13 protein-coding genes are annotated in these 15,916 nt (G+C 71.3%); 9 read left to right on the forward strand and 4 right to left on the reverse strand.

All coding sequences use genetic code 11. The annotated features are described in order from the left end of the window. Window positions 1-87: 87 nt before the first annotated feature. The gene (locus FZN60_RS15490; RefSeq protein ID WP_158874400.1) at window positions 88-717 is read right to left on the reverse strand and encodes a glutathione S-transferase family protein; all 630 of its coding nucleotides are present in this window, start codon (window positions 715-717) and stop codon (window positions 88-90) included. Between the two features lie 35 nt (window positions 718-752). Beyond that, window positions 753-1,337, reverse strand: a complete 585-nt coding sequence (locus tag FZN60_RS15495; protein ID WP_158874401.1) for a DUF2585 family protein — start codon at window positions 1,335-1,337, stop codon at window positions 753-755. A 181-nt stretch (window positions 1,338-1,518) separates the two neighbouring features. On the opposite strand from FZN60_RS15495, the gene FZN60_RS15500 reads away from it, so the two are divergent. From FZN60_RS15500 to FZN60_RS15520, 5 genes are all read left to right on the forward strand, one after another. Continuing rightward, window positions 1,519-2,802 carry a nucleotide disphospho-sugar-binding domain-containing protein gene (locus tag FZN60_RS15500; protein ID WP_158874402.1) on the forward strand — a complete coding sequence of 428 codons (1,284 nt, stop codon included), beginning with the start codon at window positions 1,519-1,521 and terminating at the stop codon, window positions 2,800-2,802. Next, window positions 2,799-3,980: a lycopene beta-cyclase CrtY gene (gene crtY / locus FZN60_RS15505; protein WP_158874403.1), complete on the forward strand. Its 1,182-nt coding sequence runs from the start codon at window positions 2,799-2,801 to the stop codon at window positions 3,978-3,980. The genes FZN60_RS15500 and crtY overlap by 4 nt, the downstream gene beginning before the upstream one ends. After that, window positions 3,977-5,518 carry a phytoene desaturase gene (locus tag FZN60_RS15510; protein ID WP_158874404.1) on the forward strand — a complete coding sequence of 514 codons (1,542 nt, stop codon included), beginning with the start codon at window positions 3,977-3,979 and terminating at the stop codon, window positions 5,516-5,518. The genes crtY and FZN60_RS15510 overlap by 4 nt, the downstream gene beginning before the upstream one ends. Beyond that, window positions 5,515-6,447 (forward strand): phytoene/squalene synthase family protein, encoded by a 933-nt coding sequence (locus tag FZN60_RS15515; protein ID WP_158874405.1) that lies wholly within the window; start codon window positions 5,515-5,517, stop codon window positions 6,445-6,447. Before FZN60_RS15510 ends, FZN60_RS15515 begins: the two co-directional genes overlap by 4 nt. Before the next feature lie 100 nt (window positions 6,448-6,547). Further along, the gene (locus FZN60_RS15520) at window positions 6,548-7,753 is read left to right on the forward strand and encodes a diguanylate cyclase domain-containing protein (RefSeq protein WP_158874406.1); all 1,206 of its coding nucleotides are present in this window, start codon (window positions 6,548-6,550) and stop codon (window positions 7,751-7,753) included. Between the two features lie 46 nt (window positions 7,754-7,799). Here FZN60_RS15520 and FZN60_RS15525 read toward each other — a convergent pair whose 3' ends face one another. Beyond that, the gene (locus tag FZN60_RS15525) at window positions 7,800-8,795 is read right to left on the reverse strand and encodes a polyprenyl synthetase family protein (protein WP_246726843.1); all 996 of its coding nucleotides are present in this window, start codon (window positions 8,793-8,795) and stop codon (window positions 7,800-7,802) included. A gap of 170 nt (window positions 8,796-8,965) precedes the next feature. Here FZN60_RS15525 and fni point away from each other — a divergent pair, with 170 nt between their 5' ends. From fni to rpe, 4 genes are all read left to right on the forward strand, one after another. Beyond that, window positions 8,966-10,033 (forward strand): type 2 isopentenyl-diphosphate Delta-isomerase, encoded by a 1,068-nt coding sequence (gene fni / locus FZN60_RS15530; protein WP_246726844.1) that lies wholly within the window; start codon window positions 8,966-8,968, stop codon window positions 10,031-10,033. Window positions 10,034-10,370: 337 nt separating this feature from the next. Next, window positions 10,371-11,408 carry a class 1 fructose-bisphosphatase gene (locus tag FZN60_RS15535; protein WP_199266572.1) on the forward strand — a complete coding sequence of 346 codons (1,038 nt, stop codon included), beginning with the start codon at window positions 10,371-10,373 and terminating at the stop codon, window positions 11,406-11,408. 101 nt (window positions 11,409-11,509) lie between these two features. Continuing rightward, window positions 11,510-13,516, forward strand: a complete 2,007-nt coding sequence (gene tkt / locus FZN60_RS15540) for a transketolase (RefSeq protein WP_246726846.1) — start codon at window positions 11,510-11,512, stop codon at window positions 13,514-13,516. Window positions 13,517-13,613: 97 nt separating this feature from the next. Then, window positions 13,614-14,288 carry a ribulose-phosphate 3-epimerase gene (rpe, locus tag FZN60_RS15545; RefSeq protein WP_158874409.1) on the forward strand — a complete coding sequence of 225 codons (675 nt, stop codon included), beginning with the start codon at window positions 13,614-13,616 and terminating at the stop codon, window positions 14,286-14,288. Between the two features lie 15 nt (window positions 14,289-14,303). Here the strand turns inward: rpe and xylB are convergent, their stop codons facing one another. Next, window positions 14,304-15,767: a xylulokinase gene (gene xylB / locus FZN60_RS15550; RefSeq protein WP_158874410.1), complete on the reverse strand. Its 1,464-nt coding sequence runs from the start codon at window positions 15,765-15,767 to the stop codon at window positions 14,304-14,306. Between the last annotated feature and the right edge of the window lie 149 nt (window positions 15,768-15,916).

Raw genomic sequence — 15,916 nt, forward strand, 5'->3', positions numbered from 1 at the left:
GACCCCATCTTCCACTTCGTCATCCCTGGGCAGGCCCGGGATGACGAAGTGGTGAAAAATGCGGGAGGCAGGACGACGTGGTCGAATTCAGCCCGCGTCCTCGATCTCCAGGATGCGCTGCACCGCCGGGCGGGCCTTCACGCGGTCGTAATGGGCGAAGACGCGGGGGAAGCGGGTCTCGTCGGCGATGCCGCGCTCGCGCAGCCAGCCGGTGAAGGTGAAGAGGTAGGGGTCGGACACGCTGTAGCTGTCGCCGTGAACGAAGGTGCGGCCGTCGCCGAGGCGCTCCTCGATCGTGCCGAACTGCTCGACGAGGTTCTGCGGCACCTTGGCGCGCATGGCCGCCTGCGCCGCCTCGTCGTCGGCCCAGCGCGCCGCGCGTCGGTCGTGCGCGAAGGACACGTGGACCGTCGAGGCGAGATAAAGGTTGAAGGCCAGCATGTCGGCCGCGGCGAAGGGGTCGTTGGCGGGGCTGAGGCCCGCTTCCGGGAAGCTCGCCGCGATAAAGGCGAGAACGGCCGGGCATTCGGTGACGACGCGCCCGTCGACCTTGAGCGCCGGGACCTTGCCCTTCGGGTTGACCGCTAGGAATTCGGGGCGGTGCTGCTCGCCGTCCTTGAGGCTGACGCGCACGCGCTCGTAGGGCGCGCCGGTCTCCTCCAGCGCGATGTGGGCGGCCCGCGAGCAGGCGTTGGGCGAGTAGTAGAGCGTCATCATCTTACGTCGTCTCCCCTGTCTTGGCTTCCCAAGGGTTAGACGTCGAGCCCCAGGATGCGCAAGCTGCCGACGATCATCCCGTCGTCCATGGCGAGCGTGACGGCGAGTTCCAGGGCGAGACCGAGAAGGATCGTCGCCCATAGCGGGATCTTCGCCGCCACGAAGAAGCCGAGCGCCACGAAGAGCGTGTCCGTGAAGGAGTTGAGGAGGCTGTCGCCCGTATAGGGGACGGCGCCGCTCGGCGCGTGGAAGAGGGCGATGGTGAAGGGGAGGTTCTCCACCACCTCCCAGATCGCGCTGCCCATGATCGCCACCACCGCCTTCTGCCCGAGCCCCCAGAAGGGCCGCATCCGGTCGATGAAGACGAAGAGCCCGAGGCCGAACAGGACGTGGAGGGCCGAGTACCAGTCCGACACCTGCTGGCTGTTGCCGTTGGCGTCGAAGGCGTGCTGGAAGAGAAGGATCGTGCCGCACGAGCAGACCGCGTCGTGGCCGAGCGCGGCGAGGACGAGGAGCTTCGTCGCGACGATGAGGACGACGAGCAGGACCTGCACCGCCCGGCGCGGCGGCACGGGCGCCTCGGCCTCGGTCTCGAAGAAGGGATCGGCGCTGCGGCTCATGGGGAGGCCGCGCCGCGGATCGGCGCCGGCCAAGCGATCGCCGTCGATGGAAGGACCTGTTCGGGTTTCAATTTCTCTGCGTTCTGTCAGAAGAAGGACGGGAAGGCCGCGGGGAATACCTGCTGCGCGCGCGTCCGCCTTCCAGTGCCGCGCGCCGGCGAAAACCTTAGATGACCGCGCCTTGCACCTCGCCCTCCTTTGTCCGCCCTTCTACAGCCATCTCCGGGTCTTCGAAGCGCTGGGCAGTGAGCTCGCCGCGCGCGGCCATCGCGTCACGCTGGTGCTCAACGCGGGCGCGGCCGAACCGCTCGGTGCGACGCGGCGTCTCACCACCGTCGAGGCCGAGCATGCCGGCCGGGGCACGCCGCCGGCGGTGCTGGCCATGCGCGGCGCCGCGCGCCCGACGGGCATCCTTGGCACGCTGCGCACCGTCGCCGATACCGCCCGGCTGACGGACGAGCTCTGCCGCGAGGGGCCGGGGCTCCTCGCCGCCCTCGGCGCCGAGGCGATCGTCGGCGACGAGACCGAAGGCGCCGCCGGCCTTCTCGCCGCCCGTCTCGGGCTGCCGCTCGTCTCGATCGCCTGCGGCCTGCCGGTCGATCCCGATCCCGCCGTGCCGCTGCCCTATCTCGCCTGGGACTACGATCCGAGCGAGAAAGGGCTGAAGCGCAATGCCGGGGGGCGGACGGTCGCGCGGCTCCTTCTGACGCGCCAGCGCCGCGTCCTGGCCCTGTGGGCGCGCCGTTTCGGGCTGGAGCCGCGCGAGGGGGCGGAGGACTGGACCTCGACGCGGCTGCGCCTGTCGCAGACGGTTCCCGCCTTCGACTTTCCCCATTCCGCGCCGAGCCCGATCCGCGGCGTCGGCCCGATCCGAGCCCGCGAGAGCGCCGGTGCGGATCGGGCGCTCGCCGACCTTCCGGCCGGGCGCCCGATCGTCTTCGCCTCGCTCGGCACCATGCAGGGGCACCGGCTCGGAATCTTCCGCACGGTCGCCGCCGCATGCCGGCGGCTCGGGGCGGTGAGCGTCGTCGCCCATTGCGGGCGCTTGTCGCCGGCCGAAGCCGCCTCGATCGGCGCCGACCTCGTGCGCGACTTCTTTCCGCAGGGCCCGATCCTTGCCCGCGCCGATGCCTGCGTCTCGCATGGCGGGCTCAACACCGCGCTCGACGCGATGCAGGCGGGGACCCCGGTTCTCGCCGTGCCGATCGCCTTCGACCAGCCGGGCGTCGCCGCGCGCCTCGTTCATCACGGCGCCGGGCTGCGCCTCGGCCGCGTCCTTCTGTCCGCCCGCGCGGTCGAGACGTCTCTTGCGCGGCTCCTGCAGGAGCCTAGCTTCCGAGCCAACGCGTCGCGTATCGGGCGCGAGATCGAACGGAGCGGCGGACGCAGCTTGGCGGCGGACCTCATCGAAGAAGCCTTGGGCATCGGATCGTCGGCCGTTCGCAGCGGGGCCGCCGCGCGGTGAGCGCGCGTTCGCGGCCCGTCGACCTCCTGCTCGTCGGGGGCGGTCTTGCCAACGGGCTCATCGCGTGGCGCCTCGCCGAAACGCGGCCGGACGTGTCGGTGCTCGTGCTCGAAGCCGGGCCGGAGATCGGCGGCAACCACACCTGGTCCTTCCACGACGGCGACCTGACAGGCGATCAGCACCGCTGGACCGCCCCCTTCGTCGCCCATCGCTGGGCGCAGAACGAGGTGCGCTTTCCCGAGCGGCGCAAGACCCTTCCCACCGGCTATCGCTCGGCGACCTCCGCGCTGCTCGCCGAGGCGCTGCGGGCCCGGCTGGGCACGCGCATCCGGACCCGCGCCCGCGTTGCCGAGATCGCGCCGACGCGCGTCGTCCTCGACGGCGGCGAGACGATCGAGGCGGGCGCCGTTGTCGACGGCCGCGGACCCCGCCCGAGCCCGCACATGCGGCTCGGCTTCCAGAAGTTCCTCGGCATCGAGATCGAGACGCGCCGGCCCCACGGCCTTTCCGGGCCGATCATCATGGACGCGACGGTGCCGCAGACCGACGGCTACCGCTTCGTCTACTCGCTGCCCTTCGCGCCCGACCGCCTCCTCGTCGAGGACACCTACTACGCCGACGGCGAGGTGCTCGACACGGCGCGGCTCGCCCGCGAGATCGAGACCTATGCCGAGGCGCAGGGCTGGGCGGTCGCCCGCATCGTCCGCGAGGAGGAGGGCATCCTGCCGATCGCGCTCGGCGGCAGCATCGAGGCCTTCTGGGACGAGAAGCGGGGCGTTCCGGCGAGCGGGCTCTCCGCCGCCCTGTTCCACCCGACCACCGGCTATTCGCTGCCCGACGCCGTGCGCCTCGCCGACCACCTCGCGACCCTGCCGGACCTGTCGGCGCCGGCGCTCTTCGCGGCAGTGCGGCGCCACTCGATCGCCATCTGGCGCGAGCGGCGCTTCTTCCGGATGCTGAACCGCATGCTTTTCCTCGCCGGTCCGCCGGAGGAGCGCTACCGCGTCCTCCAGCACTTCTACCGCCTCGATCCGGGGCTGGTCGCCCGCTTCTACGCCGCCCGGCTCACCGCCGCCGACAAGCTGCGCATCCTGACCGGGCGCCCGCCCGTTCCCGTCGGGGCCGCGTTGCGCGTCCTCGCCTTTCCCCCTCCGCCGAAGGGCTTCGCCGTCCCATGACCGCCCCCGCTTCCCCCGGCGCTCCGCGCGCCGTCGTCATTGGCTCGGGCTTCGGGGGGCTCTCGCTCGCCATCCGGCTCCAGGCTGCGGGCTTTGCCACCACGCTTCTGGAGAAGCGCGACAAGCCGGGCGGGCGCGCCTACGTCTACGAGGACGCCGGCTACACCTTCGACGCCGGTCCGACCGTCATCACCGACCCGACCGCGATCGAGGAGCTGTTCACGCTCTCCGGGCGGCGGATGAGCGACTACGTCGAGCTTCTCCCCGTCGCGCCCTTCTACCGCCTCGCCTGGGAGAACGGCTTCACCTTCGACTACGCCAACGACCAGGACGACCTCGACCGGCAGATCGCCGCGAAGAGCCCGGCCGATGTCGAGGGCTACCGGCGCTTCCTCGACTATTCGCGCGAGGTGTTCCGCGAGGGCTACCTGAAGCTCGGCACGGTGCCCTTCCTCCATTTCCGCGACATGGTGCGGGCGGGGCCCCAGCTCGCCCGGCTTCAGGCCTGGCGCTCGGTCTATGCCAAGGTCTCCGAGTTCATCCGCGACGAGGAGCTGCGGCAGGCCTTCTCGTTTCATTCGCTGCTCGTCGGCGGCAATCCCTTCGCCACCTCCTCGATCTACGCCCTGATCCACGCGCTGGAGCGCGAATGGGGCGTCTGGTTCCCGCGCGGCGGCACGGGGGCGCTGGTGCGCGGCATGGCGCGGCTCTTCGAGGATCTCGGCGGGCGGATCGAGCTGAACTGCCCGGCGGCGCGGATCGAGCTGGCGGACGGCCGCGCGAGCGCCGTGGTCGCGGCGGACGGGCGGCGCTTTCCGGCCGAGTTCGTCGGCTCCAACGCCGACGTCGTCCACACCTATGCCGAGCTCCTGAAAGGCACGCCTCGAGGGGAGGCGGCGGCCAAGCGCCTGACAGCCAAGCGCTTCTCCATGTCGCTCTTCGTGATCTACTTCGGGCTGAAGCGCCACCGGCCGGAGATCGCCCACCACACCGTGCTGTTCGGGCCGCGCTACCGGCCGCTGATCGACGAGATCTTCAAGGGCAAGCAGCTTGCCACCGATTTCTCGCTCTACCTCCACAACCCCTGCGTCACCGATCCCTCCCTGGCGCCGGAGGGCAAGGGCGCCTTCTACGTGCTCTCGCCGGTGCCGCATCTCGGCAATGCCGAGATCGACTGGGAGAGGGAAGGGCCGCTCTACCGCGACCGCATCCTCGACTACCTGGAGGCGCGCTGCATTCCGGGCCTCCGAGCCGATCTCGAGACCTGCCGCATCTTCACGCCGACCGACTTCAAGCACGAACTGAACTCGCATCTCGGCAGCGCCTTCTCGCTCGATCCGGTGCTGACCCAGTCCGCCTGGTTCCGCACCCACAATCGCGACGACGTTGTTCCCAACCTCTACTTCGTCGGCGCGGGAACCCATCCCGGCGCGGGCGTTCCGGGCGTCGTCGGCTCGGCCAAGGCGACGGCGGGGCTGATGATCGGGGACGCCGGCGCGCGGCTTTCCGCCGCCGCTCCGGCGCTGGCGGCCGAATGACGGTGGCGCAGCCCGCGGGTGCGGGGCGAGCGGGCGCGGAGCTGACGACGGGCGCGGCGGACACCATCGCCAAGGGCTCCAAGAGCTTTGCCGCCGCCGCCCGGCTCTTCGACGCGGACACGCGCGAGAGCGTGATCCTGCTTTATGCCTGGTGCCGCCACTGCGACGACGTCATCGATGGGCAGGATCTCGGTCACGCGACCGGCGCGCCGGCGCCGAGCCCTCCCGAGCTTCTGGCTCGGCTCGAAGCCTTGCGCGAAGGAACGCTGGCAGCCCTGGCCGGGCGGCCTCCGGACGTGCCCGCCTTCCGCGCGCTCGCGGAGGTGAACCGCCGCCACGCGCTGCCGCAGGAGCTGCCGCTCGCCCACCTCGCCGGCTTCGCCATGGACGTCGAGGGCCGGACCTACGGGACCTTCGCCGAGGTGCTCGACTATTGCTACGGCGTCGCCGGGGTGGTCGGCGAGATGATGTCGGTCGTGATGGGCGCGCGCGCCCCCGAAACGCTGGTGCGCGCCGCCGATCTCGGCCGCGCCTTCCAGCTCACCAACATCGCCCGCGACATCGTGCCGGACGCGCATGCCGGCCGGGTCTACCTGCCGGCGGCTTGGATGGCGGAGGAGGGGCTCGCGCCGAGTGCCGCGGCGATCCTCGGTTCGGCGAGCCGTCCGGCCGTCGCGCGCTTGGCCAGGCGGCTGGTGGAGAGCGCCGAGCCCTTCTATGCCTCGGCGCGCCTCGGCATCGACGCCCTGCCGCGCCGCTCGGCCTGGGCGGTCGCGACGGCGATGGGCGTCTACCGCGAGATCGGGCTGCGCGTGGTGGAGCGCGGCGAGCGGGCCTGGGACACGCGCGTGTCGACCTCCGGCTTCGACAAGCTGCGCCTCGCGGCCAAGGGCAGCGCGATCGCCTTCGGCCCACGGAACAGAACCTGAGAGTTTATTATAAGGAATACATGTAGTTATCGCTGCCGCCAGCTTCAGTCATTCTTAGTCTCCTCGCAGCAATGATCCGCGCGCTTGGGGGCCCGACTCGATGACCAGCCGCGATGCATCACTGTCCGAGGTGGAAGCGGCCCTCGCGAACCGCCGGACCATGCTCGCGCTCGCGCCGCCGCTCGACGCGCTCTTCGCCGCCTATGTCCGCCCCCATCACGACCGGACCATGCAGCGCGGCATCCTGCGGCTGGTGGTCGTCTACAACGTCTTCCTGATCTTCGACTGGGTGCTGGTTCCCGACGTCATCCTGTTTAGCGCGGCGCTCCACGTCGTCGTTTCGGCCTGCCTGGTGGCCGCCGGCCCGCTCTACCGTCGCCTGCGGTCGACGATCGGGCGCACCCTCGTCGCCGGCAGCATGTGCGTGCTCATGATCCTGCAGACCCTGGCGACCTTCATCGCGAGCGACCTGCCGTCCGCCGACCACTACCAGTACCTCGCCCTCGTCGGCGTGATCTACATGAACGTCAATCAGCAGCTGGGCTATCGCTACGCCCGGCGGATGACCGCGCTCGTGGTCGCGATCTTCCTGGCCGGGCTCGCCCCGGAAGGGCCGTTCACGATCGCCAAGTTCACGTCCGTGGCCCTGATGATGCACGTCGCCTGGACGACGCTGATGGCGGCCGAGCGGATCGACCGCAATGCCCGCTTCAGCTTCCTCGTCCAGCTGCGCGAGACCCTCCGGCGCCGCGAAGCCGAGGGCCGGGCGATGCGCGACGGCCTGACGGGCGCCGCGAACCGGCGCGGCTTCGAGGCCGCTGCGGCCAGGCTGGCGGACGACTTGGAGCAGCCGGCGAGCCTTGCCTTGGTGATGATGGACATCGACCACTTCAAGGCGTTCAACGACTTCTACGGCCACGTGGCCGGCGACACCTGCTTGAAGCGGGTCGCCGAGGCGCTTCTCGCGACGGCCGGACCGGGCGAGACGGTGGCGCGTCTCGGAGGCGAGGAATTCGCGCTGCTTCTGCCCGGCCTCGACCTGCCGGCCGCGCGGGCGCGTGCCGAGGCGGCGCGGGCGGCGTTGGAGCGGCTTTCCCAGCCGCACGAGGGCATCGGGGAGGGGCGACGCGTCACCGGCAGCTTCGGCGTGGCCGCGGGGCCGCTGCGCGAGGTCGGCCTCGACGAACTCGTCGCGGCCGCGGACGCGGCGCTCTACGCCGCCAAGCGTGCCGGCCGCGACCGCGTCTTCCCGCCTTCCGGCGAGGAAATCCCGGCCGCGCCCGTCGAAGCGCGCCGGCAGGCCTGAGATCGAGGAGCGGTCCCGGCGGCGCGCCCCACCGTTTCGCGCCGGCTCAGCCTCTGGCGGCCGCGATCTCGGGGCGCGACGGCGCGCCGGCCGTCCGCGCGGCCTCGACGATGCCGCCGACAAAGGCGTGGAGCCGGCTCGACGGGCCGAAGAGTTCTGTGAGCTTGGCTTCCGCGCCGGCGACGTGTCGCTCGATGCGGGCCTCGGTGGAGCCGCGCCCGATCAGCGCGACGATGGTCGACTTGCCCGCATCCTTGCCCACGTCCTTGCCGGCGGCGTGCAGGCTGGAGCAGGAGTCGATCACGTCGTCGAGGAGCTGGAAGGCGTGGCCGAGTTCGGCGGCAAAGCCGCACAGGAGCTGGCGGGCGCGGGCGGGCGCGCCCGCCGCCACCGCGCCGATCTCCGCCGCGGCGCAGAACAGGGCGCCGGTCTTCAAGCCGTTGGCGGTGGCGATCTCGCCGATCGGGCGGCTGTCCCGGCCGCCGCGCAGATCGTTGAACTGGCCGCCGACGAGGCCGTGAAGGCCGACCGACCCCGTCAGGATCGACACGGCCTCGATGCGCGCCGTCGGCGACAGGGATTCGATCTCCGCCAGCAGCCGGAAGGCGCCCGACAGGGCCGCGACGGCCGCGAGCACCGCGACGTCCTCGCCGTGCGCGACGTGGACGGTCGGGCGGCCGCGCCGAAGGCTCGCATCGTCCATGCAGGGCAGGTCGTCGAGGACGAGGGAGGCGGCGTGCACCATCTCCACCGCGCAGCCGGCATCCACGGCCGCCGCCGTCGGGCCGCCGAGCGCCTCCGAAACCAGCACGGTCATGATCGGCCGCAGACGCTTGCCGGGCGCCAGCACCGCGTCGCGCATCGCATCGTCGAGCAGCGTCTGGCCGGGCAGGGCGCGGGGCAGAAGCGCCGCGAGCCGCTCGTCGATCCGGCGGCGATGCGCCTCGAAGCCGAGCTGGACGGTGCCGGCATCGGGCAGGGCGGAAGCCTCAACGGGGGCGGCGTCGATGTCGCGTGTTTCGAGCAGGGATTCGTCCTCCACGACGCGCGGCTGCGCCCAAGCGGGCCGGCGACGCCCTCATGGTTTCCGCTTGGCGGCGGCTTTTGGGCAACGGCCGCGCTGATCATTCCATTCTATGGTGGGTTTCCTCAAGCGCAGGGCCAGTTGGTTCCACGTATATTTTGGCCGGCTGCGACGATAAGGACATCAACTTGACCATCAGGCCGCCGAACAAGCCGGGCGCCGGCGCTTCGGATATCGCCGCGCGCAAGGGCGACCATCTCGACATCGTGCTCGCCCAGCATGCCGCGGCTCCAACGGACGCGGGAAGCGGCTTTTCGGCGATCCGATTCGAGCATGTCGCCCTGCCGGAGCTGGATCTCGACGCGATCGACCTGTCGACGCGCTTTCTCGGGCGGCGCCTCGCCGCCCCGCTGCTCATCTCCTCCATGACCGGGGGCATCGAGCGCGCCGGCACGATCAACGCCAATCTCGCGGAGGCGGCCCAGGCCCTCGGCCTCGCGCTCGCCGTCGGTTCGCAGCGGATCGCCATCGAGGCGCGCGGGGCGGGCGGTCTCGACGGCACGCTGCGGCGCCTCGCGCCGGGCATTCCCATCCTCGCCAATATCGGCGCCGTGCAGCTCGTCACCGGCTTCGGCCTGGCGCAGGCGCGCCGCGCCGTCGACATGATCGAGGCCGACGCCCTCATCCTCCACCTCAACCCGCTGCAGGAAGCGGTCCAGGCGGGCGGCGACCGCGACTGGCGCGGCGTCCTCGCCGCGATCGAGGCGCTGGCGCGCGAGATCGGCTGCCCGCTGGTCGCCAAGGAGGTCGGGGCGGGCCTGTCGGGCGCGGTGGCGCGCCGGCTGCTCGACGCGGGCGTGTCGGTGATCGACGTCGCCGGGGCGGGGGGCACGAGCTGGGCGGCGGTGGAGGCGGCGCGGGCGCCGACGCCGCGCCAGGCGGCGGTCGCCCGCGCCTTTGCCGACTGGGGCATCCCGACCGCCGCGGCGATCCGGCAGGTGCGCGCCGCCTGCCCGGACGCGGTGGTCATCGGCTCGGGCGGCATCCGCAACGGCATCGACGCGGCCAAGGCGATCCGCCTGGGCGCCGACATCGTCGGCCAGGCCGCCGCGACGCTCGCCGCGGCGGAGGTTTCGGCCGAGGCGGTGGCCGCGCACTTCGCCGGGGTGGTGGACGAGCTGCGCATCGCCTGCTTCTGCACCGGCTCGCCCGACCTTGCGGCCCTGCGCGAGGCGCGGCTCGTCGAGCCGCGCTGATACCGCATCGCCTCGCCGCCGTGCCCGCGGTGCTCACGGCCGCCAACGATCCGGGCTTGGCCGCCGGCGCCGATTCGCGGGAGCGGGTGGTGCGCCGCCCCGCGCCGTTCGAGGACCTCGATGCGCGTTTCGGCTCATGCGACACCTGGCGCGGGATCGTCGCCGATTGCCGCGTCGAAACCGTCCGAGCCTCCACACCGTCCGCCGGGCGCCCAAAAAATCGCGCTCTCCGCCAAGAAAGCGGGCGTCGGCGGCCCGCGGCTCCTGGGCAAGGACGCATCGGCCGTTGTAGGGAAGCCACGGGATTTTCGCCCCGTCCGCGAGAAGGAGGCTTCGCATCATGGCCGAGTCACTCGACTCCCGTCTGAGTTCGCATGCGGCAGGCGGCGGGCTCGCCGCCGCGGTCGCCCAGACCATCCGCGAGCTGGGCCTCGCCGCCATCAAGGTCCGCGACACGATCGCGGACGGCGGCTCGGGCGCGCACCTGGGAGACAGCCACGGCGAGGAGAACGCCGGCGGCGACATCCAGAAGGAGCTCGACGTCCTCGCCGACCGCGTGTTCCTGGAAGCCGCGCAAAATTCGCCGATCGCCTTCTACGGCTCGGAGGAGCAGGACGAGGCCGTGGCCCTCAAGGCCGACGCGCCGCTCGCCATCGCCATCGACCCGCTCGACGGCTCCTCCAACATCGACACCAACGTTTCGATCGGCACGATCTTCTCGCTGCTGCCGGTCGAGGACGCCCATCGCGCCGATACCTCGAAGGTCTTCCTGCAGCCGGGCTCGCGCCAGGCCGCGGCCGGCTTCTTCGTCTACGGGCCGCAGCTCCTTCTCGTCCTTTCTCTGGGAGCGGACAGCGGCACGCAGGCCTACGCCTACCAGCCCTCGTCGGGCGGCTTCATCGAGTGGAAGCCCGCTTTGTCGATCGCGCCGGAGGCCAAGGAGTTCGCCGTCAACGCGTCGAACTACCGGCACTGGGACCCGACCTTCCGCGCCTACATCGACGACTGCCTCGCCGGCTCGACGGGGCCGCGCGGGCGCGACTTCAACATGCGCTGGATCGCCTCGCTCGTCGCCGACTGCTACCGCATCCTGCTTCGCGGCGGCGTGTTCCTGTATCCGGGCGATGCGCGCAAGGGCTACGCCAAGGGCCGGCTGCGCCTTCTCTACGAGGCGAACCCGATCGCCTTCTGCGTCGAGCATGCCGGCGGCAAGGCGACCGACGGCGTCAACCGCATCCTCGACATCGTGCCGGACGGGCTGCACATGCGCACGCCCCTCGTCTTCGGCTCGACGAGCGAAGTCGAGAGCGTCGGCCGCTACGCCGCGGACCCGGCCGCCGCCGCGCGCAAGCCGCTCGCCGACGCGGCGCCCTGAGCGGCTGGACAAGCCGCTTTCGCGACTCACCTGATTCAAAGACCGACAACGCCGCGTCGCCCGCCGGGGACGCGGCGAACCGACCCCGAGGAACGCTTCCCATGTCCGCAGCTCCCAAGACCGACGCCGACGGCGTCGACCGCGACGCCCGCAACATGGCGAACGCCATCCGAGCGCTCGCCATGGACGCCGTCCAGAAGGCCAATTCGGGCCATCCCGGCATGCCCATGGGCATGGCCGACATCGCGACCGTCCTGTTCCGCGACTTCATCCGCATCGACCCGTCGAAGCCCGACTGGCCGAACCGCGACCGCTTCGTCCTGTCGAACGGCCACGGCTCGATGCTGCTCTATGCGATCCATTATCTCCTCGGCTACGAGGACATGACGATCGACCAGCTGAAGAACTTCCGCCAGATCGGCTCGAAGACCGCCGGCCATCCGGAATACGGCCACGCGCTCGGCATCGAGACCACCACCGGCCCGCTCGGCCAGGGTCTCGCCACCGCCGTCGGCATGGCGCTCGCCGAGCGCATGACCAATGCCCGCTTCGGCGACGAGCTGGTCGACCATCACACCTACGTCTTCACCGGCGACGGCTGCCTGATGGAAGGCATCAGCCACGAGGCGGTCGACCTCGCCGGCCATCTCAAGCTCAACAAGCTGATCGTCTTCTTCGACGACAACGGCATCTCGATCGACGGCAAGACCTCGCTCGCGACCTCGATGGACCAGGTCAAGCGCTTCGAGGCCGCCGGCTGGAAGGCGATGCACGTCGACGGCCACGACCAGCACTCGATCCGCGCGGCGCTGGAGGAAGCGCACAAGTCCGACCGCCCGGTGCTGCTCGCCTGCAAGACGATCATCGGCTATGGCAGCCCCAAGCTGGCAGGCTCCGAGAAGAGCCACGGCGCCGCCCTCGGCCCCGACGAGGTCGCCGCGACCCGCAAGGCGCTGATCTGGGAGTCGGAGCCCTTCGTTATCCCCGAGGAGGTGGAGAAGGGCTGGCGCGAGATCGCCACGAAGGGCGCGAAGCTGCGTGCCGAGTGGGAGAAGCGCCACGCGAGCGCCCCGAACGCCGCCGCCTTCGACGCCTTCCTGACCGGCGACCTGCCGGCCGACTTCGCCAAGACCATGGCGGACTACCGCGCCCAGCTCTCGCAGGAGCAGCCGAAGATCGCCAGCCGCAAGGCTTCGGAAGCGACGCTCGGCATCGTCAACGCCGCGACGGAGCTGACGATCGGCGGCTCGGCCGACCTCACCCACTCCGTCTTCACCGTGACGAAGGGGATGACGAACGTGTCGGCCGAGAACTACGGCGGCCGCTACATCCATTACGGCATCCGCGAGCACGCCATGGCCGCCGTGATGAACGGCATCGCGCTCCACGGCGGCTTCATCCCCTACGGCGGCACCTTCCTCGTCTTCTCCGACTACATGCGCGGCGGCATGCGCTTGTCGGCGCTGATGGGCCTGCGGGTGATCTACGTCCTCACCCACGATTCCATCGGCCTTGGCGAAGACGGCCCGACGCACCAGCCGATTGAGCACCTCGCCATGCTGCGGGCGACGCCGAACCTGCGCGTCTTCCGCCCGGCCGACGCGATCGAGACGGCGGAGGCCTGGGAGCTGGCCCTCACCGACCGCCACCACCCTTCGGTCCTGTCGCTGTCGCGCCAGAACCTGCCGACGGTGCGGGCCGGCGACGTCGCCGAGAACCGCTCCGCCAAGGGCGCCTACGTCCTGCGCGAGGCGGAAGGGGGAGAGCGTCAGGTGACGCTGCTCGCCACCGGCTCGGAGATCGAGATCGCGGTGAACGCGGCCGAGAAGCTGAAGGCGGACGGGATCCGCGCGGCGGTCGTGTCCATGCCCTGCTGGGAGCTCTTCTCCGAGCAGGACGAGACCTACCGCGCCTCCGTGCTCGGCACCGCGCCGCGCGTCGCCGTCGAGGCGGCCGGCGGTTTCGGCTGGGAGCGCTGGATCGGCGATTCCGGCCGCTTCATCGGCATGGACGGCTTCGGTGCTTCCGGACCTGCGCCGCTCCTCTACGAGAAGTTCGGCATCACCGCGGACCACGTGGCGCAGGCCGCGAAGGACCTCGTGCGCTGACATCCGACCAGCGGCGTCCCGCATTCTCGCGGGGCGCCGCCCTTTTCCGGGATCCTGCCCGGACCTCGATCACGGCCAGACCGGAGAGTGGCCCGCCATGACCCGCGACATCCTCATCGCTCCCTCGATCCTGTCCTCCGACTTTTCGCGCCTGGGCGAGGAGGTGGCGGCCGTCGACGCGGCGGGGGCGGACTGGATCCATCTCGACGTCATGGACGGGCACTTCGTGCCCAACATCACCTTCGGCCCGCCGGTGGTGAAGGCGATCCGCAAGAGCTCGCCCAAGATCTTCGACTGCCACCTGATGATCGAGCCCTGCGATCCGTATCTCGAAGCCTTCGCCGAGGCCGGCTGCGACGTCATCACCGTTCACGCCGAGGCGACAACCCATCTCGACCGCTCGCTCCAGGCGATCCGCGGCCTCGGCGTCAAGGCGGGCGTCGCTCTGAACCCGTCGACGCCGGAAAGCGCCGTCGCCTACGTCCTCGACCGCGTCGATCTCGTGCTCCTGATGACGGTCAATCCCGGCTTCGGCGGGCAGGCCTTCATTCCCGCCGTGCTGGAAAAGACGCGGCGGCTCAAGGCGATGATCGGCGATCGCCCCATCCACATCGAGGTCGACGGCGGCATCACGCCCGAAACGGCTCCCCTCGTGGTGGAAGCCGGCGCCGACGTCCTCGTCGCCGGCTCCGCCGTCTTCAAGGGCGGCACGCGAGACAGCTACGCCGCCAACATCCGCGCCATCCGCGAGGCGGGGCAGCGGGCGGCCTAGAGGCCGCCGCTCCGCTCAGGCGCCGGTGCCGAGCGCCGACTTCACCGCGGGATAGAGAGCCCGGTAGCGGGCATAGGCCGTGGCGTAGGCGTCGCGATGCGCGGCGTTGGGGGCGAAGCTGCGGGCGAGGGGCGGGGCGGTCATGACTTGGCTCGCGCTGGCGCCCGTGGCGGCGCAGAGGCCGAGGCGGGCGGCACCGAAGGCCGCGCCGAAATCGCCGGCCTGCGGCAGGACGATCTCGGTTTCGAGGACATCGGCGAGGAGCTGGAGCCAGTAGGGCGAGCGCGAGCCCGCGCCGACGGCGACGAGGCGCGAGGGACGGTCGGCGGCCCCGCCGGCGGCGAGGCAGTCGCGCATGGAGAAGGCGACACCCTCCATGACCGCCTGCACCATGGCGGCGCGGTCGGTGTCGGCTTCGAGGCCGGCGAGGACGCCGCGGATCTCAGCGTCGTTGTGCGGCGTGCGCTCGCCCGAGAGATAGGGAAGGAAGAGGAGGCGGCCGGGGCCCTCGGGAGCCGCCGGCAGGGCGGCCGTGAGATCGCCCGGCTTCTCCTTCAGGAGCTGCGACAGCCACTCGATCGAGCCGGCGGCCGACAGGGTGACGCCCATCTTGTGCCAGAGGCCCGGAATGGCGTGGCAGAAGGTGTGGATCGCGGTGTCCGGCGCCGGGTCGTAGCCGCGCGTCGCGGTGAACAGGACGCCCGAGGTGCCGAGCGAAACGAAGCCGGTGCCCGGCTCGGATACGCCGACGCCGACCGCCGAGGCCGCGTTGTCGCCGCCCCCGCCGGCGACCATGACGCCCGGCTTCATGCCGAAGCGGCTCGCGATCTCGGGCCGCAGGCTCCCCGAGTTCTCCGTGCCCTCGACGAGGCGCGGCATGTGGGAGAGGTCGAGGCCGGTGCGCTCCAGCATGCGCGGCGACCAGGCGCGCGCGCCGGTGTCGAGCCAGGCCGTGCCGGCGGCGTCGGACATGTCGGAGACCGCCTCGCCGGTCAGCCAGAGGCGAAGGTAGTCCTTGGGCAGGAGGACGCGGCGGACCTTCGCGAAGACCTCGGGCTCGTGCTCGCGCACCCAGGCGACCTTGGGCGCGGTGAAGCCGGGAAACACGATGTTGCCGGTGATGCTTCGTGCTTCGGCATCGTCGAGGGCGCGCGCCTCGGCTGCCGAGCGCGTGTCGTTCCAGAGCATGCAGGGGCGCAGGACCGCGTCGTCCGCACCGAGCAGCGTCGCGCCGTGCATCTGGCCGGACAGGCCGATGCCCTCGGCGGCGGCGAGTTCGGCAGGATGGGCGGCGCGCAGGCCTTCGAGCGCTGCCTCGCAGGCGGCGATCCAGGTGTCCGGGTCCTGCTCCGACCAGCCGAAGGCGGGACGCGTCACCTCCAGAGGCGCGGTGAAGGAGCCGATGACGCGCTGGTCGCCGTCGACGAGGAGCGCCTTGAGCGACGAGGTGCCGAGATCGAGGCCGAGATAGGTCGCCATGTTGATTCCTCCCGATTGGTACGTCGGCCATCAGATAGACTGCCGCCGGTCGGCTTGTCCCTTCTCCCGCCGGCGGGAGACGGTCGCGGCAGCGGGATGAGGGGGTTCGTGAAGGCTGCGGCGATGGTTTGTCCTTGGCCGCTTGCGCG

It is taken from the genome of Antarcticirhabdus aurantiaca, from assembly GCF_009765365.1.
Lineage (GTDB): Bacteria > Pseudomonadota > Alphaproteobacteria > Rhizobiales > Rhizobiaceae > Antarcticirhabdus > Antarcticirhabdus aurantiaca.

Bases quoted from the DNA above. Each gene is read 5' to 3' on its own strand.
- FZN60_RS15490 (WP_158874400.1), bottom strand. From the start codon at position 717: ATGATGACGCTCTACTACTCGCCCAACGCCTGCTCGCGGGCCGCCCAC.
- FZN60_RS15495 (WP_158874401.1), bottom strand. From the start codon at position 1,337: ATGAGCCGCAGCGCCGATCCCTTCTTCGAGACCGAGGCCGAGGCGCCC.
- FZN60_RS15510 (WP_158874404.1), top strand. From the start codon at position 3,977: ATGACCGCCCCCGCTTCCCCCGGCGCTCCGCGCGCCGTCGTCATTGGC.
- FZN60_RS15515 (WP_158874405.1), top strand. From the start codon at position 5,515: ATGACGGTGGCGCAGCCCGCGGGTGCGGGGCGAGCGGGCGCGGAGCTG.
- FZN60_RS15520 (WP_158874406.1), top strand. From the start codon at position 6,548: ATGACCAGCCGCGATGCATCACTGTCCGAGGTGGAAGCGGCCCTCGCG.
- tkt (WP_246726846.1), top strand. From the start codon at position 11,510: ATGTCCGCAGCTCCCAAGACCGACGCCGACGGCGTCGACCGCGACGCC.
- rpe (WP_158874409.1), top strand. From the start codon at position 13,614: ATGACCCGCGACATCCTCATCGCTCCCTCGATCCTGTCCTCCGACTTT.
- xylB (WP_158874410.1), bottom strand. From the start codon at position 15,767: ATGGCGACCTATCTCGGCCTCGATCTCGGCACCTCGTCGCTCAAGGCG.